General features: G+C 66.0%; 14 protein-coding genes and 1 pseudogene. 9 read left to right on the top strand and 6 right to left on the bottom strand.

Going from position 1 to position 16682, the window contains the following annotated elements; translation table 11 throughout:
• The first annotated feature begins 153 nt into the window (after positions 1-153).
• Positions 154-1050: an NAD(P)H nitroreductase gene (locus tag OHQ90_RS25655; protein ID WP_328413096.1), complete on the top strand. Its 897-nt coding sequence runs from the start codon at positions 154-156 to the stop codon at positions 1048-1050.
• Between the two features lie 217 nt (positions 1051-1267).
• Here the strand turns inward: OHQ90_RS25655 and OHQ90_RS25650 are convergent, their stop codons facing one another.
• Together OHQ90_RS25650 and OHQ90_RS25645 are read right to left on the bottom strand one after the other, a co-directional pair.
• Entirely contained in the window at positions 1268-2158 is an 891-nt protein-coding gene (locus tag OHQ90_RS25650) for a DUF302 domain-containing protein (RefSeq protein WP_328401631.1), read from the bottom strand.
• A gap of 17 nt (positions 2159-2175) precedes the next feature.
• Complete coding sequence (locus OHQ90_RS25645; protein ID WP_328401629.1) at positions 2176-2703, bottom strand: flavodoxin family protein; 528 nt, start codon at positions 2701-2703, stop codon at positions 2176-2178.
• A 147-nt stretch (positions 2704-2850) separates the two neighbouring features.
• On the opposite strand from OHQ90_RS25645, the gene OHQ90_RS25640 reads away from it, so the two are divergent.
• The 3 genes from OHQ90_RS25640 to OHQ90_RS25630 all read left to right on the top strand — a co-directional run bounded on the left by OHQ90_RS25640 (position 2851) and on the right by OHQ90_RS25630 (position 6185).
• The gene (locus tag OHQ90_RS25640) at positions 2851-4560 is read left to right on the top strand and encodes a SulP family inorganic anion transporter (RefSeq protein ID WP_328401627.1); all 1710 of its coding nucleotides are present in this window, start codon (positions 2851-2853) and stop codon (positions 4558-4560) included.
• Positions 4561-4639: 79 nt separating this feature from the next.
• A complete protein-coding gene (locus OHQ90_RS25635) occupies positions 4640-5242 on the top strand; it encodes an Rv1733c family protein (protein ID WP_328401625.1) in 603 nt (200 codons plus the stop codon).
• A gap of 55 nt (positions 5243-5297) precedes the next feature.
• Positions 5298-6185 carry a universal stress protein gene (locus OHQ90_RS25630; RefSeq protein WP_328401623.1) on the top strand — a complete coding sequence of 296 codons (888 nt, stop codon included), beginning with the start codon at positions 5298-5300 and terminating at the stop codon, positions 6183-6185.
• 244 nt (positions 6186-6429) lie between these two features.
• Here OHQ90_RS25630 and ppsA read toward each other — a convergent pair whose 3' ends face one another.
• Entirely contained in the window at positions 6430-8727 is a 2298-nt protein-coding gene (gene ppsA, locus OHQ90_RS25625; RefSeq protein WP_328401621.1) for a phosphoenolpyruvate synthase, read from the bottom strand.
• 123 nt (positions 8728-8850) lie between these two features.
• A complete protein-coding gene (locus tag OHQ90_RS25620; protein WP_328401619.1) occupies positions 8851-9405 on the bottom strand; it encodes a flavodoxin domain-containing protein in 555 nt (184 codons plus the stop codon).
• A gap of 317 nt (positions 9406-9722) precedes the next feature.
• Here OHQ90_RS25620 and OHQ90_RS25615 point away from each other — a divergent pair.
• A pseudogene (locus OHQ90_RS25615) lies at positions 9723-10379 on the top strand (DUF4389 domain-containing protein); the annotation flags it as partial.
• A gap of 42 nt (positions 10380-10421) precedes the next feature.
• Positions 10422-10814, top strand: a complete 393-nt coding sequence (locus OHQ90_RS25610) for a hypothetical protein (protein ID WP_328401615.1) — start codon at positions 10422-10424, stop codon at positions 10812-10814.
• On the opposite strand, the gene OHQ90_RS25605 is transcribed toward OHQ90_RS25610, so the two are convergent.
• A complete protein-coding gene (locus OHQ90_RS25605) occupies positions 10801-11607 on the bottom strand; it encodes an alpha/beta fold hydrolase (RefSeq protein ID WP_328401613.1) in 807 nt (268 codons plus the stop codon). The two genes, OHQ90_RS25610 and OHQ90_RS25605, sit on opposite strands and share 14 nt — an antisense overlap.
• Before the next feature lie 454 nt (positions 11608-12061).
• The gene (locus OHQ90_RS25600; protein WP_328401611.1) at positions 12062-12442 is read right to left on the bottom strand and encodes a DUF5313 family protein; all 381 of its coding nucleotides are present in this window, start codon (positions 12440-12442) and stop codon (positions 12062-12064) included.
• A 217-nt stretch (positions 12443-12659) separates the two neighbouring features.
• On the opposite strand from OHQ90_RS25600, the gene OHQ90_RS25595 reads away from it, so the two are divergent.
• The 3 genes from OHQ90_RS25595 to OHQ90_RS25585 all read left to right on the top strand — a co-directional run bounded on the left by OHQ90_RS25595 (position 12660) and on the right by OHQ90_RS25585 (position 16636).
• Positions 12660-12995, top strand: a complete 336-nt coding sequence (locus tag OHQ90_RS25595; protein WP_328413094.1) for an ArsR/SmtB family transcription factor — start codon at positions 12660-12662, stop codon at positions 12993-12995.
• A gap of 90 nt (positions 12996-13085) precedes the next feature.
• Positions 13086-14918: a phosphoenolpyruvate carboxykinase (GTP) gene (locus OHQ90_RS25590; protein ID WP_328401609.1), complete on the top strand. Its 1833-nt coding sequence runs from the start codon at positions 13086-13088 to the stop codon at positions 14916-14918.
• Positions 14915-16636, top strand: a complete 1722-nt coding sequence (locus OHQ90_RS25585) for a SulP family inorganic anion transporter (RefSeq protein ID WP_328401607.1) — start codon at positions 14915-14917, stop codon at positions 16634-16636. Before OHQ90_RS25590 ends, OHQ90_RS25585 begins: the two co-directional genes overlap by 4 nt.
• Positions 16637-16682: the final 46 nt, after the last annotated feature.

Below are 16682 nucleotides of genomic sequence, written 5' to 3'. Positions count from 1 at the left end.
TGAGGTGATGGCCGAAGGTCATCGATGTCGAAGGTCTTAGGGATCGTCTTGACGCACCGGCGTCTGAAGTCCTGCCGGTTGGGGTCCTCCTGCTCTTATCCGTGAAGCCCGCCGGTGCGAACGTGGGTCGTGACGAGAGGAAGGGCATAGGTGATGGACCGCGGACTACCTGACGACCGCACCGTGAAGACAGCGCTGGCGCTCGCGGTGCGGGCCCCGTCGATCGACAACATCCAACCGTGGCGGTGGCGGATCGAGGACCGCAGTGTGCGGCTCGACCTCGACCCGTCGCGGGCGGTCTCGTCGACCGATTCCGAGGCACGAGACCTCGTGCTGAGCTGTGGTGCGGTCCTTCATCACCTACGTATCACGTTCGCGGCGCTGGGCTGGTCGGCCGTAGTGCGGCGGCTGCCGAATCCGGCGAATCCGAATCATCTGGCGACGGTGGGATTGGTGCGCCATCGGCCGTCTCCGCTCGACATCGCGCTATGTGCGGCGATCTCGCGCAGGTCGACCGATCGCAGGCCCTACACGTCGTGGCCGGTTCCGCCCGGCTATCTCGGGCTTGTCACCGAGCGCGCCGCCGCTCAGGGGGCGATCCTGCGGCTGGCGACCGACCACGCACGCGACCGGCTGGCCATAGCGATGCGTGCCGCCGCCGAACGGCATGCAGGGGACCCGGGCGATCGGTTCGAACCGGCCGAGCGGCACGCGGACACTGCCATCGAGCCCGACTTCGCCGAGCTGCTGGTAATCGGCACCACGGCCGACGATCGACTCTCGCGCTTACGCGCGGGAGAGGCGTTGAGCGCCGTGCTGCTGACCGCGACGAACATCGGCTTGGCCACCTGCACGCTGACCGAGCCGCTCGAGATTCCCTCGTTGCGCCGCTCGGTTCGCGGCGGAGTACTCGACGATTTTGCCTACCCGCAGGCCGTCGTCAGAATCGGTTGGGCCCCGACCAGCGCCGCGTCGAGGCCGGTCACACCGCGCCGCCTGATCGAGGACATGCTGGACCCTTTTGACCCGATCGAGGTGAGGGCGTGCTGAGCATGGTGGCGTGCTGAACCCGAACATCGACCTTCGGTAGAGCCGGAGGCGGGCCTGGGAACAGAGGCAAGACTGCGGGGATGTTCGGTTTCACTGAATCTCACTGCAGTCTGCGGTGCGTCCGAAGGCCCGCTCCCCGCCTTTCGTCGGAGGTGAGTCGGAGTTGGAGGGACGATCTCTCGCCCGGAAGAGGGCCCCCTATGCCGGTAGGAGGTCCCTATGAGGGGAGCACACGTTTCTCGACGGTCTCCAGCGCGGCCGCGAGCGCGGCTCTGGCTTCTCGGGCGACCGCGCGCAGTTGAGGTCGGTCGGTGTCGTGCAGGATATCGCCGTTCAGCAGCATGTTCGGGTCGACCGCCTCGACGACGGTCGCAGCGCCGTCTGTACGTACGACAATGTTGCACGGGAGCAGCAGGCCGACGCGAGGGTCGGCCGCGAGTGCTCGCTGCGCGAGGACCGGGTTGCAGGCCCCTAGGATGAGGTAATTGTCCATTCGCACGCCGAGCTTCGTTTGCAGTACCGCGCGCAGGTCGACCTCGGTAATGATGCCGAAGCCCTGGTCGGCCAATGCGTTTCGAAGTTCGGACACGGTGTCGGCGAACATCGTCTGCACTCTGATGGCCAATTGTTCGGCGGCGATCACCGGTATCCGTATCTCGGTCAACAGATCTCGCGGGTTGATCGCGTCATCGGGTGCGATGAGATACACCTCGGTTGGCGGGCCGACGGGTCGCAGGTTCGAGGCGAGGATGCCGTCGTCGAGTGCCTGGTAGGCCGCACGGATCCGGTGGTAGTCGCCTTGGTGGGTGATGCGCGCGAACAGCGCAGGCTCAGTTTGCCGGACCGTGACCTGTTCGGCGGTGCCGTCGAGCGGTCCCGCAGCGACGGGAAGACCGAAGTCGACCTGGGTGGCGCCGTCGGGAACGAAGTCGCCTCGGTAGGTGGTCGACGGCGGTCCTTCGGGCACGAGCCCGATGCGGTCGGCCACGTCGTACAGCGCCCGCATTCCCGCGCCGATATCATCGCCCGCATGGTCGGCGCGCACCGTGCGGCGCAGCTCGAGCACCGTTTGCGGCGTCGATTCGACGACGTCGACCCGATATGCCATCGTCGGCTCCTTCACCGTCACGCCCGGTGCGCGATGCGGTCGGCCTCGGTGCGGGCCAACCGTTCGGCCCACGCATGGGCTCGCTCCAGCTCGCCCTTCGTGATCGGTCCGAGGATGCCGTCGACCAGGAAGTCCATGGGGTCCTCGACAAGCTCATAGCCCAAGCGTCGCAACCGCTTTCCGGCGCCACGGGCGGCCGACCCCGGCAGCCAGGACGGTTTGGCGGTCCGGGTGCCGAAGGCTGCGGCCCTGGACCCCGGTGCCACCGGGAATGCCGCGTCGAGCCATTCGCGGATACCGATGTCGACGACGACCGGCGTGTCGGTCCGATTCGCGGCGTCGAGTCGGGTCCGGGTTCTGCTCAGACCGAAGGCATGCGTCGGACCGCCGACGACCAGCAAGTCCAGCACGGGGGCAGGTACCTCGGCGGCGGCTGCCACATCGAGCACTTCCACCGCGGCGTGTTCGCCCAACCCCTGTGCGATGGCTTCGGCGATGGCGGCGGTATTGCCGAACATGGATTCGTAGACGACCCGGGCACGCATCTCGGTCTCCTATGCGTCTCGACCTGCGAAGATCTTGTCGATCTCGACGCTACGCACCGGCGATGGCGGCGGCACAGTGCCGAACCGACGCTTGCCGAGGGACCTAAGACAGTCACATCGGGCAACGAAGCACGTCATGCTGACGGGGTGCGGGCGCTTCTGTTTCCGGGGCTACGGCAATTCGAGGGTTACGACCGAGTTCGGCTCCGATCGGATGTACTTGCGGGCGTCACGGTCGCGGCCTATCTGGTGCCGCAGGTGATGGCATATGCGACCGTCGCTGGTCTGCCACCGGTGGTGGGGTTGTGGGCGGCGATCGGGCCGCTCGCGGTGTACGTACTGTTCGGCACCTCGCGACAGCTGTCGGTCGGGCCGGAATCGACAACGGCTTTGCTGACGGCGGTGGCACTCGCGCCGTTGGCGCTCGGTGATCCTGGCCGATATGCAGCCTTGGCGGCGGTGCTGGCACTGCTGGTCGGTGCGCTGTGCCTGGTGGGGGCGGCGGGGCGGCTCGGTGTCCTTGCCGATCTACTGTCGAAGCCGGTCCTGGTCGGCTATCTGACAGGTACCGCCGTGATCATGATCGTCGGCCAGCTCGGGCGGGTCTCCGGAGTGCCGGTCGATGGGGAATCGATTTTCGCGCAGCTCCGTTCGTTCGTCGCGCATGCTGATCAATGGCGCTGGCAGACCGTGGTCCTTGCCGTGCTTGTGCTGACCGGTCTGCTGTTGGGGGCTTGGTATGCGCCGCGCGTGCCAGGGCCGTTGCTCGCGGTGCTGCTCGCCACCGGCGTGGTGGCGATCTTTTCGTTGCGGCGCTACGGCATCGAGGTTGTGGGGTCGATTCCCGCGGGGCTGCCGGTTCCGGGGTTCGCCGGCGTCGCCACCGCCGATATCGCCCAGTTGATCCTGCCCGCTGTCGGGATCGCGGTGGTCGCCTTCTCCGACAATGCGTTGACCGCGCGGGCTTTCGCGGCCCGGCACGGACGTCACATCGAGGCGAACACCGAACTGGCCGCGTTGGGCGCGACGAACGTGGCGGCGGGGTTGCTGCACGGTTTCCCGGTGAGTTGCAGTGGCAGTCGGACGACCATCGCCGACGCCATGGGCGCGCGCACCCAGATGTATTCCGTTGTCGCGTTGGGGAGTGTGCTGGTAGTCCTGCTCGGGGCACGCGGAATCCTGGCGGGGTTCCCGACGGCGGCACTGGGCGCGCTGGTCATCTATGCGGCGCTGCGCCTGATCGATGTGACGGAGTTCCGGCGGATCGCTCGATTTCGGCGCAGCGAGTTCGTCCTTGCGCTCGGCACGGTTGTCGCGGTGCTCGCACTGGGTGTGCTCTACGGCGTGCTGGTGGCGATCGCGCTGTCGATCTTCGATCTGCTGCGTCGAGTGGCGCGGGCGCACGACGCGATCCTCGGGTTCGTTCCCGGGCTGGCGGGGATGCACGACGTCGACGACTATCCGGACGCGAAACCGGTTCCCGGACTGGTCGTCTACCGCTACGACGCGCCACTGTGCTTCGCCAATGCCGAGGACTTCCACCGTCGGGCACTCGCCGCGGTCGATCAATGGGCCGAGCGCGGCGCGAGTGTGCACTGGTTCGTGCTCAACGCCGAAGCCAACGTGGAGGTCGACCTCACCGCGATGGACGCGGTCGAGCAGCTGCGGTCGGACTTGGCGGCGCGCGGGGTGGTCTTCGCGATGGCGCGCGTCAAACAAGATCTGCGCGACGATCTGGACGCGGCCGGGCTGACCGCGAAGATCGGTGCCGAGCATCTGTATCCGACGTTGCCGACCGCGATCGCGGCGTACCGGGCGTACCGCAAAGCAGGGCCCGTAGACCCTCACGAGCAATGACTTTCGTCTCTGCCTGCCCGCGCGCCGACGCGAGATGCTCGAAGTCGAGAGAGATGCCACCGAAAGAAGGTGACCGGCGATGTCCGAGTACTCGGCGTTCCCGATCCGCGGAGCATGGTCACCCGTGGCGCGCCTGTGGTGGATGCGTCCATGGAATCCCAATCCGCTGCTGCGCCCGTCGGATCGGCTCGAGGCCGTATTGCGGATCATCGCAACGCTCGTGGTACTCGTCGCGATACCAATTGCCGGTGCGCTGGCAACGACCGCCTACACCTCCGACGCCGCACGGATCCGCACCGAGGACGCGGCGAAAACCGCTGTCAGCGCGACGATTACCGCTGAACCCGGGCAGCTGAAGGCGCATTTGTTCGAAGCGCCTGTGCAGTGGACCCGCGATGGCCGACCCGGCACCGCCACGGTGCGGGTGTCGAGCAAAGCGTCTCTCGGTGATCAGGTCGTCGTGTGGCTCGACTCCGACGTCCTTCCGACGACGCCACCGCACCCGCCCGGCGTGGCCGCGATGACCGGGATCGGTGTCGGGGTCGTGGTGCTGGTCGCCACCTGGTTCGCCGCGTGGTCGCTGGTCAAAGGCTCAGGGTGGCTGCTCGAACGCCATCATGACGCCCAATGCGCCCGGCAGTGGCGGCAGCTGAATCGCCCGATCAGAGAAGACACTCAATGAGTCCGCCGACACCGCTGCGGCGTCCGTGACATCTGTGGCACCGAAAGGAACAATCATGCCCAACCCCTCCACGCCGCTGCCGCCGATCGTGGCAGCCGTCGACGGTTCGGCGAGCTCGTACCAGGCGGTCGCCTGGGCGGCGGTCGACGCTACGCTGCACCACCACTCGCTGCATATCCTCACCTCGATGGCGATCTCCACCGGCTTCGGGTCCGGGATGTCGTTGGGCAAGGCCGACGTGGAGTGGCTGCGAAGCGACGGTGAGCGGATCCTGACCGAGGCCGCGCGGGTGGCGCGTCAGGCCGCACCGGCCGAGGAGCTGGACCTCACGACGGAACTGACCTTCGTCGAGATCATCCCGACCATGATCGAGCGCTCAGCGCGCGCCAAGATGCTCGTTGTGGGCAGTCGCGGCATCGGAGCGTTCCACCGCGGGCTGCTCGGTTCGGTCAGCACCGCGGTGACTCACCACGCGCACTGCCCGGTCGCCGTGATCCACGGTATCGCGGCGATCGATCCGGTGTCGGCGAGTATGCCTGTTCTGGTCGGCGTCGACGGGACCGCCAACAGCGTGCCCGCCATCGAGCTCGCATTCGAGGAGGCATCGCGGCGCAAGGTCGGCGTGACCGCACTGCACACCTGGAGCGATGCCAGCGGGATCGAGCTGCCGTATTCCGGGTGGGAAGCGCAACGCGAATCGGAACAGGCACGATTGGCCGAGCAGCTGGCCGGCTTCTGCGACCGCTACCCCGAAGTACCTTTGAAGCGAATCCTGAAGTGCGACAGGCCTGTTCGTGCTCTCCTCGAGGAATCGGCGAACGCTCAGCTGCTTGTGGTCGGAAGTCACGGACGCGGAGGTTTCGAGAGCATGGTCCTCGGCTCCACGAGCAACGCGCTGCTGCATTCGGTGGAGTGCCCGATGGTCGTGGTGCGCAAGACCTGATTCGATCTGCCCGCAAGAGCTGATTCGATCTGCCGATGGCGTGGTGTTCGGAATCGGACCCCGCGCCACCGGATTTGCCGAACGCCCGGCAGACGATGGGCATTCGGCGGACTTTTGGAGTGTGCTGTGAACTCGGGTGGGAAGCATTCGTTCTCAGCGAAATAGCGTTGACTGTCGTCACTGTTCGCGCAACAGCGACCCACTTGTGGCCCCACGCTCCAGCGCAGGGTCACGGTCGCGATTGTCAGTGCGATGCGGTCGATTTCCGCTGGCCGTCTGCCAACGCTCGGTCGAGCAACAGGCGCCGCTCGGCTGTGGCGACCGCTCGTCGGGTTGCCGATACCGCGTCCGGTGTCACCGAAATCGAAGTGATACCCATGCGCACAAGGTGTTCGGCGAACTCCGGTCTATTCGATGGTGCCTGCCCGCACAGTGAGGAGGTGATCCCGAGACGGCGCGCGGTCGAGACGATACGGCCGATGGCGTCCAGTACCGCGGGATCGGATTCGTCGAACAACTCGGCGCACTGCTCGGAATCGCGGTCGACACCGAGCATCAGCTGGGTGAGATCGTTGGTGCCGATGGACACCCCGTCGATCCCGAGACCGACGTATTCTGGCAGCCAATGCACCACCGAGGGCACCTCTGCCATCACCCAGCGGTGCAGGCCACGCTGCCGCCCGAGTGGGCTTGTATCGACGAGTTCCAGACACGCCTCCAGCTCCCAGCGGGTGCGGACGAACGGAATCATCAAGTGCAGGTTCGGGGTTCGTTCACGCACCTGGGCGAGTGCGGCGAGCTCCAGTCCGAACAGTTCGGGTTCGTGGACATAGCGGTAGCAGCCCCGATAGCCGATCATCGGGTTGTGCTCGACGGGCTCGTATCGGGCGCCGCCCTCCAGTGCGCGAAACTCGTTGCTGCGCATATCGATGGCTCGATACACCACGGGTCGAGGCTGGAAGGCGGCCGTGATGCGGTGCAGCGACTCCGTCATCCGATCTACGAAGGCGTGCCCCTCGCCGCGGGCGATCATGTCCCGCGGATGTCGACCGCCGAGCGCCTCGGTGAGCAGCGTTTCCGCACGCAGCAAGCCGACGCCGTCCACGTCGCTCGCCGCGACGCGCTCGGCCGCCTCGGGCAGCGCGAGGTTGACGTAGATTCGGGTGGCCGTCGGCTCTGCAGCGGCCACCGTGGGCGTAGGGATGACGGCACTGGTGCTCGAAGGCACTTGCCCCGCTTGGATTTCGCCTGTCGAGCCATCGACGGTCACCGACGTTCCATCGGCCAGCGCGGTTGTGGCCGTGCGGGTGCCGACCACACACGGGACTCCCAATTCGCGTGCGACGATGGCGGCGTGACAGGTCATGCCGCCGCTGTCGGTGACAACGGCCGCTGCCCGTGTGATGGTCGGCAGCCAGTCCGGGTTGGTCATCGGCGCCACCAGGACCTCGCCGTCGCGCAACGCCTGGCCCTGGGTGGGGGAGGTAAGGACGCGGACCGGTCCGCTCGCACGACCCGGTGCCGCGGCGAGACCACGCACCAGCACAGTCCGGGGCATCGTGCCCGCCATGGTCGGTCCGGCCGGATAGTCCGGCAGTGTGGTGATCGGGCGGGCTTGCACCAACCACAGCATGTCCGTGTCGAAGGCCCACTCGACGTCCTGCGGACAGCCGTGATGTTTCTGCACCGTCAACGCGAGCCGAGCCACCTCGACGGCCTGCTCCTCACTCAGCGCCGGTGCGTCCGATTCGGCTCCGGTCAATTCGACTCGCCGGTCGCCGTCAGGGCCTGCCACGATGGCGAAACTCTGGTGGCCGTTGCGGGTCTCCAGCAGGGTGGGCCCCTCGGCGTCGAGTAGATAAGTGTCGGGTTCGGTGGCTCCGGATACCACGACCTCGCCCTGCCCGCGTGCGGCGTCGATCACCACCCGGTCGCGGCGCCCGGTCGTCGGGTCGGCGGTGAACGCGACCCCGGAACATAGCGCGCTGACCATGCGCTGCACGACCACGGCCATCACCGGCCGCTGATCCATTCCGCGTCGCGACCGATAGGTGACAACGCGCGGGGTGAACAGTGAAGCCCAGCAGTCGATCACGGCGGCGAGCAGCTTCTCGTCGCCGTGCACGTTGGTCCGTGAGAGGTTCATTCCGGCGAACGAAGAGGTGGCGCTGTCCTCGCCGACCGCCGACGAGCGAACGGCCACCGAAACATCATCGCCGAGTGCCTGATAGGCCGCCAGGATCATCTCGCGCATTGGCGCGTCCAGCATGCTTTGATGCACGAGTTCCCGCATTCTGCGACATAGTTCGTTCACCCGAGGTCCATCGGTGCTCGACCGCAGCGCTTCGCTGTGTAGGCGATCGAGCTCCGCGCCATTCGGTCCGTCCGCGATCACCTGCTCGTAGCAGGAGCGCAGGATGACGAAACCCGGGGGTACTGGTACTCCGGTTGCCACCAGCTCGCCCAGGTTCGCACCCTTGCCGCCTGCCTGATTCGCGTCGGTGAGTCGCAGCTCGCCGAGTTCGGCTACGTAGTCGCCCATGTCGATTTCCCATCGTTAGCACCTGGAATGGACTCGGATCTCAGCGTCACTCCGACCACGGGGCGACCACTACTACCGCAGGTCCCGGCGTCCGGCGGCCTTGGGCCCGCGGCCGGATATCAGCTAGGGGTGGATCGGCGTCGATTTCGCTTTCGGCAGGCCGAGCGAAACGGCGATGTCGGTGGCCCATGTGCGGATCGCGGTCCAGTCGCGCAGATCGCCGTAGCGGGTGCCACCCATGAGCCGGTAGAGCGCCCGCGCTTGCAACGAGACGCCTGCGCGTTCGTAGTGTCCCGCGAAGGCACGATAGTCGCGCGGCGATATCGAATCACGCAGTGCGGCGATCTTCTTCGGGACGGTGCGGCCGATGCGCCGACCGATCGGGCCGCGCAGCGCCGGCCCGAGGCCGACGCTGAACAGCCAGACGTCGGTGTCCGCCAATGCGTCGCGGTGTGTGCTGACAAACGATGTCACCGCGGGCAACAGGGCTCTGTCGTGCACCGCGCTGCCCAGGATCACCGCGTCGAAGCCGGACAGCTCCGGTGCGTGTTCGATATCGCTCAATTCGACGGCAACGCCGCGAGCGGTGAGTGTTTCGCCGATGAACTCGGCGATATCGCGGGTCGATCCTTGTGCCGTCGCGTAGATGACGGCGATGCGGGTCTTGTTCGCTTCCATGTGAACAGCGTCGCGCGTCGCGTACCTGGCGGGCAGAGGCGTGATGCCCGTTGCGCCGGGACCAAGGGCCCTCGGCGTCGGCTCCGATATCAGAGGAGGGTCGCCATCCCCGCCTCGGCATCGTGGGCATTGTGGCAATACAGCAGCCGAACCTGAGGTCCAACGTCCTCCCGATGAATGACATTTCGGCCTCGGAGGTCGCATCGAATCCGGCAATGCTGGATACGAACCGCGTGCGCGCTGCACGGCGTCGGCGCGGAGCATAACGCTGCACCCGGTCAGGAGCGCCGATCATGAACCCCGACAAGACCCCCCTCTACCCTGTGAACTTCCGCGGTGATCTCGACGAACCGCTGTCACGTTGGCTCTGGCTCGTGAAATGGATCCTCGCGATACCGCACTACGTCGTCCTGTTCTTCTTCTGGATCGCCTTCGTGGTGCTCACCGTCGTCGCGGGCTTCGCGATCCTGTTCACCGGCCGCTACCCGCGGGGAATATTCGACTTCAACGTCGGCGTGCTGCGCTGGATGTGGCGCGTCCAGTTCTACGCGTTCTCCCCGATCGGCACCGATAAGTACCCGCCGTTCACGCTGCGCCCCACCGCCTATCCGGCGGACTTGCAGGTCGGCTACCCGGAAAAGCTGTCCCGTGGCCAGGTGCTGGTGAAGTGGTGGCTACTGGCGATCCCGCACTACTTGATCGTCGCCGCGATGACCAGCGCGGGGGCGACCATAAGTTGGGGCGACGGTGACAATGGTTCTGCCGGGATCTCTCTGCTCGGACTACTCGTCCTGGTCTCCATGGTGACGCTGCTGTTCACCGCCCGATACCCGCGCCCGATGTTCGACTTCATCGTCGGCATCAACCGCTGGTCCTATCGCGTGCTGGCCTACGCCGCGCTGATGCGTGACGAGTACCCGCCGTTCCGCCTCGACCAAGGCCCACGCGAATCCTCCGACTCAGCTCTGGCGTGACCTGATGAAGCCGCTGGGTGAGCTTCGAAAAGTGTTGCGGCTTTGCATGTTCAGCGAGGCCGTATTGATCGCCGCAGTGGCTGTGTTCGGGGTTGCTGGATTGATGAGGTCGACACCGCCGAGGGCTACCAAGCCGATCCATTCACGGTCGCGCGAATTGAGGTCAAAGGCACCACCCAGGGCCTGCCTGTCTACTGGCAATACAGCCAGAGCACGATGATCGTCTGCGATGTGCTCGATCCGCTCGGGCCGCGGACATCATCCTGCTCACCGGCGAGCACACATGGAATCTGCCGAACGCATATGTCGAATTTCGCCGTCAACGGCGTTCTTGAAGGACAGACCGTACACAAGCCACAGGTCGTTGTCGATGTCGTGCTCCTCGCCGGTCACGGAGTTGTCCTTTCACGTTTACCGATTGTTATGCGGCGGTGAGGAATTCGATGATCACGCGGTTGACTTCGTCCGGTCGTTCCAGATAGCCGTAGTGTCCGCAGCGTTCGATTTCGACGTAGCGGGCGCGGGGGATGGCGGCGGCGACCTCGCGGCCGAACAAGGTCGGCGTCATCTGGTCGTCGGCGAATCCGACGACCAGACTCGGTGCGGTAATTCGCGCGTAGTCGGGCAGTCGGTCGCGGGAGCGGTCCATGCCGATCTGCGCGCGGACCCCCGGTGTTGTTTTGCCCGTGGTGAACTCGAAGATGTCGAGCCATTCCTGGGCTTTTGTCTCATCTTTCAGGGTGTGCGGGGACAGGTTCAGCATTGCCTTGATGGCTGCCGCGTACTGCGCAGGCAACTGAATTCCTTGGTCGTACAGGGCTTGTTCACCGACGTTGAAGGTGCGCGCCAACGGATGCGGTCGTCCGGCGGCTCCGAGCATGACGGCTTTGTCGACGAGGTCAGGACGGGCCAGAGCCAACTCCTGGACGACTCTTGCGCCCATCGAGTGGCCGACCACGTTGGCGCGGCCGACGCCGAGATGCTCGATCAGCGCGGCGGTGTCGGCGACCAGATCGTCGATGTCGAAGCCCCCGGCGCATTCGTCCGACGGTGCGATCCCGCGGTTGTCTGGTGTTGCGACCCGGAATCCGGCCTTGACCAGGGCAGGCACTTGATAGGTCCGCCAGACTCTCCCCGGGCTGCCGGTCCCCATCACCAGCACGACCAGCGGACCCGTTCCAGTGATGTCGTAGTTGATACGGGTCCCGTTGAGGGTGGCGATGGGCATGGTCCTTCTTCCGTGGAACAGCGTGCGATGTGTGACGAATGGTGTTGTGGTGCGGGGTGAGTCGACGCCATCACCCGGGCGTCGACGGATCGATCCGATGCGCATCCTGTTCGCTGCGGACCGAGCCCGGTCCAGGCGAATTCGGATGTTCGCAGCATGGTACGCCGAGCGCCTCACTCTGTTCTGGAGGCGCTGTACGACTTGCCTGTGCCGAGAACTGTCAGCGGTTGCGCCCCACATCGGGGGCAGGCCGCGGTCCCCGCCGCCAGCGCCGATGTTCTGCACAGAAGGCCGCAGTCCGGGCACCGCAAGATCCGCCCGCGGAATCGGCCGATCGGGGTCACACGCATCACATCGACCTCCCTAGATGCTTGCTAATGTTAGCAAGTATCTAGTCGAAGGTTGTCTGGCCTGGCTGGTTGCACTGCCGTCGACCGCTGAGTCGTTTGCTGGATCAGGCGCGGCCATGTCGGCGTTCGTAGGCGAGGCGTTCGGCCTCGGCGTGGCTTGTGGCACGGGCGTCGGCGAGTTCGGGGTCGAGTCCGTGTTTGATCAGCCGGTTGCGCCGATAAACGTTGCTCAGCGCGACGGTGAAATAGATCAGCGGCAGATACAACAGGGCCATCATGGCCAGGCCCATCCAGATCGGTCCCGGTACCAGCAGGAACAACATCAGTACCGGAGTGATCGGGATCAGGATCCGCATCAGATACCGGCGGGTGGCGCCAGGTCCTGTCAGGTCGTTGCCAACCCACTGCGCCATCTCCGCGGGCAGTGTGCGCCCGCAGATGTAGCCGATCCGCTGGGCGGGGGTCGGAGTTGCATGTTCGGTCATCGGTGCATCGCCCCGGCTGCGTGCGCGGTGGGGCAGCCGCGTGGGGGCAGTGTGGACTGATCCGGTTGCTGGGCTGGGTTGGTATGTAATGCGATGATCAACTGTGTTCTCCCTGCTTGCTAAACTGCGCAATCAATATATCGACTACGGGCGCTGGTGTCGTATGTGGTGGGAGGAAAGTTCGCGAGTGCCGGGATCGAGTACACCCCTGCATCAGATGAAGGCGGACTTCTTCAAGGCCCTCGGGCACCCAGTTCGGATCCGGGTACTGGAGTTGCTCAGTGAACGTGAGCATGCGGTGTCGGAGATCCTGGCGGATGTGGGGGTGGAGCCGGCGAACCTGTCCCAGCAACTGTCGATTTTGCGGCGGGCCGGTCTGTTTACCGCACGCTGCGAGGGGTTGTCGGCGACCTATGCCCCGACCTCGCCGCAGATCGTGGACCTCCTGGTCGCCGCTCGCGCAATCCTGGCCGGTGTGGTGGCAGTGCAGGCCGAACTGCTGGAGAGCGCCATCGATACCGGACTCTGGGGGCCGGGTGGCGGGCGCGCGTGAGGCAGTGGGCATGATCACCTGCTCCACCCATGGCCAACTGATTGCATAATTTCTAAACTAAGTACCTAGTTAGTTCGAAGGAGAGCACCCGTGACCGAACGCTCCGCGTCCACCCTGACCCCGAAGCGCCCGACCGATCACCCGGGTATCGCCGCCTGGGTCCGCGAAGTCGCCGAACTGACGGCGCCGGATCGGATCGTCTGGTGCGACGGATCCCGGCAGGAATGGGACCGGCTTACCGCGGAGCTGGTGGATAGAGGCACGTTCGTCCGGTTGGCGGAAAAGCCGAATTCGTTCTGGTGTGTGTCGGATCCCGACGATGTGGCCAGAGTGGAGGACCGGACCTTCATCTGTTCGGAGTCGGCGTTGGACGCGGGGCCGACGAACAACTGGGTCGACCCGCTCGACATGCGCACAGTGATGACCGAACACTTTCGCGGCGCGATGTCCGGGCGGACCATGTACGTCATCGCGTTCTGCATGGGCCCATTGGATGCGGCGGAGCCGAAATTCGGTGTGCAGATCACCGATTCGGAGTACGTGGCGGTCTCGATGCAGATCATGACGCGATCGGGCGCCCCGGTCTGGGAGAAGCTCACCGCCGGTGACGAATTCGTGCAGTGCCTGCACTCGGTGGGTGCGCCCCTGGCCGCAGGTGAGGCAGACGTGCCGTGGCCGTGCGACAACACAAAATACATTGCGCATTTCCCGGAGTCGCGCACCATCTGGAGCTACGGCTCCGGCTACGGCGGCAACGCGCTGCTGGGCAAGAAGTGCTTCGCGCTGCGGATCGCCTCGGTACTGGGCCGCGACGAAGGCTGGCTTGCCGAGCACATGCTCATCCTCAAACTCACCTCCCCGCAGCAGAAGGTGCACTACATTGCCGCCGCGTTCCCATCCTCGTGCGGCAAGACCAACCTCGCGATGCTCGAACCGGCGCTGGCCGGATGGAAGGCCGAAACAGTCGGTGACGACATCGCCTGGATGCGTTTCGGCGTCGACGGCCGCCTCTACGCGGTGAACCCGGAGGCCGGTTTCTTCGGCGTCGCCCCGGGGACTGGTGCCAAGACCAATCCGAACGCGATCGCGACCATCGATCGCGGCAATTCGATCTTCACCAACACCGCGCTCACCGACAACGGCGACGTGTGGTGGGAGGGCCTGACCGACACCCCGCCAGCGCACCTGACCGACTGGCATCACCGGGACTGGACACCGGAATCCGCAACGCCCGCCGCACACCCGAATTCGCGATACTGCACCCCCATCGAGCAGTGCCCATCGGTCGCACCGGAATGGAACGACCCCACCGGGGTGCCCATCTCAGCGATCTTCTTCGGCGGGCGCCGCGCCAGCACCATCCCCTTGATCGCCGAATCCTTCGACTGGGCCCATGGGGTATTCGTGGCCTCCACGCTGTCCTCGGAGACCACCGCCGCGGCAGCCGGCAAGGTCGGCGTGGTGCGGCGCGACCCGATGGCGATGCTACCGTTCCTCGGCTATCACGTCGGGGACTATTTCGCACACTGGCTGTCGCTCGGCGCTGGTGCTGATGCAGCGAAGCTACCGAAGATCTTCCAAGTCAACTGGTTCCGGCGCAGCGCGGACGGAAAATTCCTGTGGCCGGGATTCGGCGACAACATCCGGGTTCTGAAGTGGGCGCTGGAACGCTTGGACGGCACTGCCCCCGCCAGGTGGACGCCGATCGGACATGTACCGACCCTGAACGCACTCGATTTCACCGGTCTCGATGAGCGGTACCGGTCACTGGTCGGCACGGCGCTGGAAGTCGACAACGAGGAATGGGTAGCCGAAACCCGTTCGATCGATGAGTGGTACGCCACCATCGGCGGCAACCGGTTGCCCGAAGAGCTGCGCGACCAGCTGGCCGCACTGAAGCTGCGCCTGCTCGGTGCTCGATGACGGTGCGAACGCTGCTGCCGACCTGGTCGGAATGGAAACCCGCCGCGCGCGCTCCGGGTGCGGACCTGATGGCCGGACTCATCGTCGCTTTGGTCGCGCTGCCGCTGGCGCTGGGATTCGGGATCAGCTCCGGGCTCGGCGCGGCGGCCGGTCTGGCCACCGCGGTCATCGCCGGTGTGCTGGCGGCGGTTTTCGGCGGTTCGCGGTTCCAGGTGTCAGGTCCGACGGGCGCGATGACCGTGGTGCTCGTGCCGATCGTGGCCGCGCACGGCGCAACCGGGGTCCTTGCGGTCGGATTGATGGCAGGACTCGTGCTGGTCGTGCTGGCGGTCACGGGTGTCGGGCGCGCGGTGCGGTACATGCCTGCCCCGGTGATCGAGGGGTTCACCGCGGGGATCGCGGTCGTGATCGCGCTGCAACAGTTCCCGTCCGCGCTGGGCATCGCTCACGCCGAGGGCGAGAAAGTATGGCAGTCCGCTCTCGACGCCGTGCGCCGCTTCGCCGAGGAGCCGAGCGCAGCGACACCGGTTACCGCACTGGTGGTGGCCGCGACCGTCTTGATTGGCGGACGCTACCTGCCGAAGCTGCCCTTCGCTTTGGTCGCGGTCGTCGCCGCCACCGTGGCTGCGCAGTTGTTCGGGATGGGCCTCACACGGATCGGCACTATTCCGTCCGGGTTGCCCGCACCGTCGCTGAGTTTCCTGCAACTAGACGAGCTTGGGTCGCTGATCGGACCCGCGCTGGCGGTTGCGGCGTTGGCCGCACTCGAATCACTGTTGTCGGCGACTGCGGCGGATTCGATGGCTGTGGGCACCCGGCACGACCCGGACCGGGAACTGTTCGGCCAAGGCCTGGCCAACATCGCAGCACCGCTGTTCGGTGGTGTACCCGCCACCGGCGCGATCGCCCGCACCGCGGTCAACGTCCGCTCCGGCGCACGCACCCGCCTGGCCGCGCTCACCCACGCGGTGATTCTGGCCGCCATCATCTACCTGGCCGCGCCGCTCGTCGCCGACATCCCTCTGGCTGCCCTCGCGGGCGTGCTGCTGGCGACTACGGTGCGGATGGTGGAAACCACTGCGCTGATCGCGATTGCCCGCGCCTCGCGCGGTGACGCGATCATCATGGTCGTCACCTTCGGCGTCACCGTCGCGCTCGACCTGGTCACCGCCGTCGCGGTCGGCGTCGGGTTCGCCGTCGTCCTCGCGCTGCGCTCGGTGGCACGCGAGGCCCGGCTCGAACAGGTATCCCTCGACGAAACCGACCACCTCGCTGAGGAACACGATCTCCTGCGCGACCACATCGTCGCCTACCGCATCGACGGACCGCTATTCTTCGCTGCCGCGCACCGGTTCCTGCTGGAACTGGCCGAGGTCGCCGACGTCAAGGTCGTCATCCTGCGCATGTCCAAGATCACCGCCCTGGACACCACCGGCGCGCTGGTGCTCAAAGACGCCATCGGCAAGCTCGAACACCGTCACATCACAGTGCTGCTGTCCGGACTACGCACCGACCATCAACGACGCCTAGCCGCCCTCGGCGCGCTACCGGCCGACGGTCGCGACAGCCTGTTCGCCAATACCTGTGAGGCGATAGACCACGCGCGCCGCTACGTTCCGCTGTGCCGGGCACCCATCGCACACCGGCCACCGGCGGCCCAGACCCCCACACCCACCAACACGCCTCGAGCTCAGCGGCTTACCCACATTCCAGGCTGAATCCGTACACCGACTTGCGGCCGCACGGGCGGCGGATCACGACTCA

The organism is Nocardia sp. NBC_00403 (assembly GCF_036046055.1).
Classification (GTDB): domain Bacteria; phylum Actinomycetota; class Actinomycetes; order Mycobacteriales; family Mycobacteriaceae; genus Nocardia.
Note: the sequence above shows the minus strand (reverse complement) of the source record. Positions and strands in the feature narration are given on the sequence as shown.

What these genes read in the sequence shown, in the direction of transcription:
- OHQ90_RS25655 (WP_328413096.1), top strand. Translation starts at nt 154, where the DNA reads ATGGACCGCGGACTACCTGACGACCGCACCGTGAAGACAGCGCTGGCG.
- OHQ90_RS25595 (WP_328413094.1), top strand. Translation starts at nt 12,660, where the DNA reads ATGAAGGCGGACTTCTTCAAGGCCCTCGGGCACCCAGTTCGGATCCGG.
- OHQ90_RS25645 (WP_328401629.1), bottom strand. Translation starts at nt 2,703, where the DNA reads ATGCGTGCCCGGGTCGTCTACGAATCCATGTTCGGCAATACCGCCGCC.
- OHQ90_RS25635 (WP_328401625.1), top strand. Translation starts at nt 4,640, where the DNA reads ATGTCCGAGTACTCGGCGTTCCCGATCCGCGGAGCATGGTCACCCGTG.
- OHQ90_RS25585 (WP_328401607.1), top strand. Translation starts at nt 14,915, where the DNA reads ATGACGGTGCGAACGCTGCTGCCGACCTGGTCGGAATGGAAACCCGCC.
- OHQ90_RS25600 (WP_328401611.1), bottom strand. Translation starts at nt 12,442, where the DNA reads ATGACCGAACATGCAACTCCGACCCCCGCCCAGCGGATCGGCTACATC.
- OHQ90_RS25650 (WP_328401631.1), bottom strand. Translation starts at nt 2,158, where the DNA reads ATGGCATATCGGGTCGACGTCGTCGAATCGACGCCGCAAACGGTGCTC.
- OHQ90_RS25630 (WP_328401623.1), top strand. Translation starts at nt 5,298, where the DNA reads ATGCCCAACCCCTCCACGCCGCTGCCGCCGATCGTGGCAGCCGTCGAC.
- OHQ90_RS25605 (WP_328401613.1), bottom strand. Translation starts at nt 11,607, where the DNA reads ATGCCCATCGCCACCCTCAACGGGACCCGTATCAACTACGACATCACT.
- OHQ90_RS25620 (WP_328401619.1), bottom strand. Translation starts at nt 9,405, where the DNA reads ATGGAAGCGAACAAGACCCGCATCGCCGTCATCTACGCGACGGCACAA.
- ppsA (WP_328401621.1), bottom strand. Translation starts at nt 8,727, where the DNA reads ATGGGCGACTACGTAGCCGAACTCGGCGAGCTGCGACTCACCGACGCG.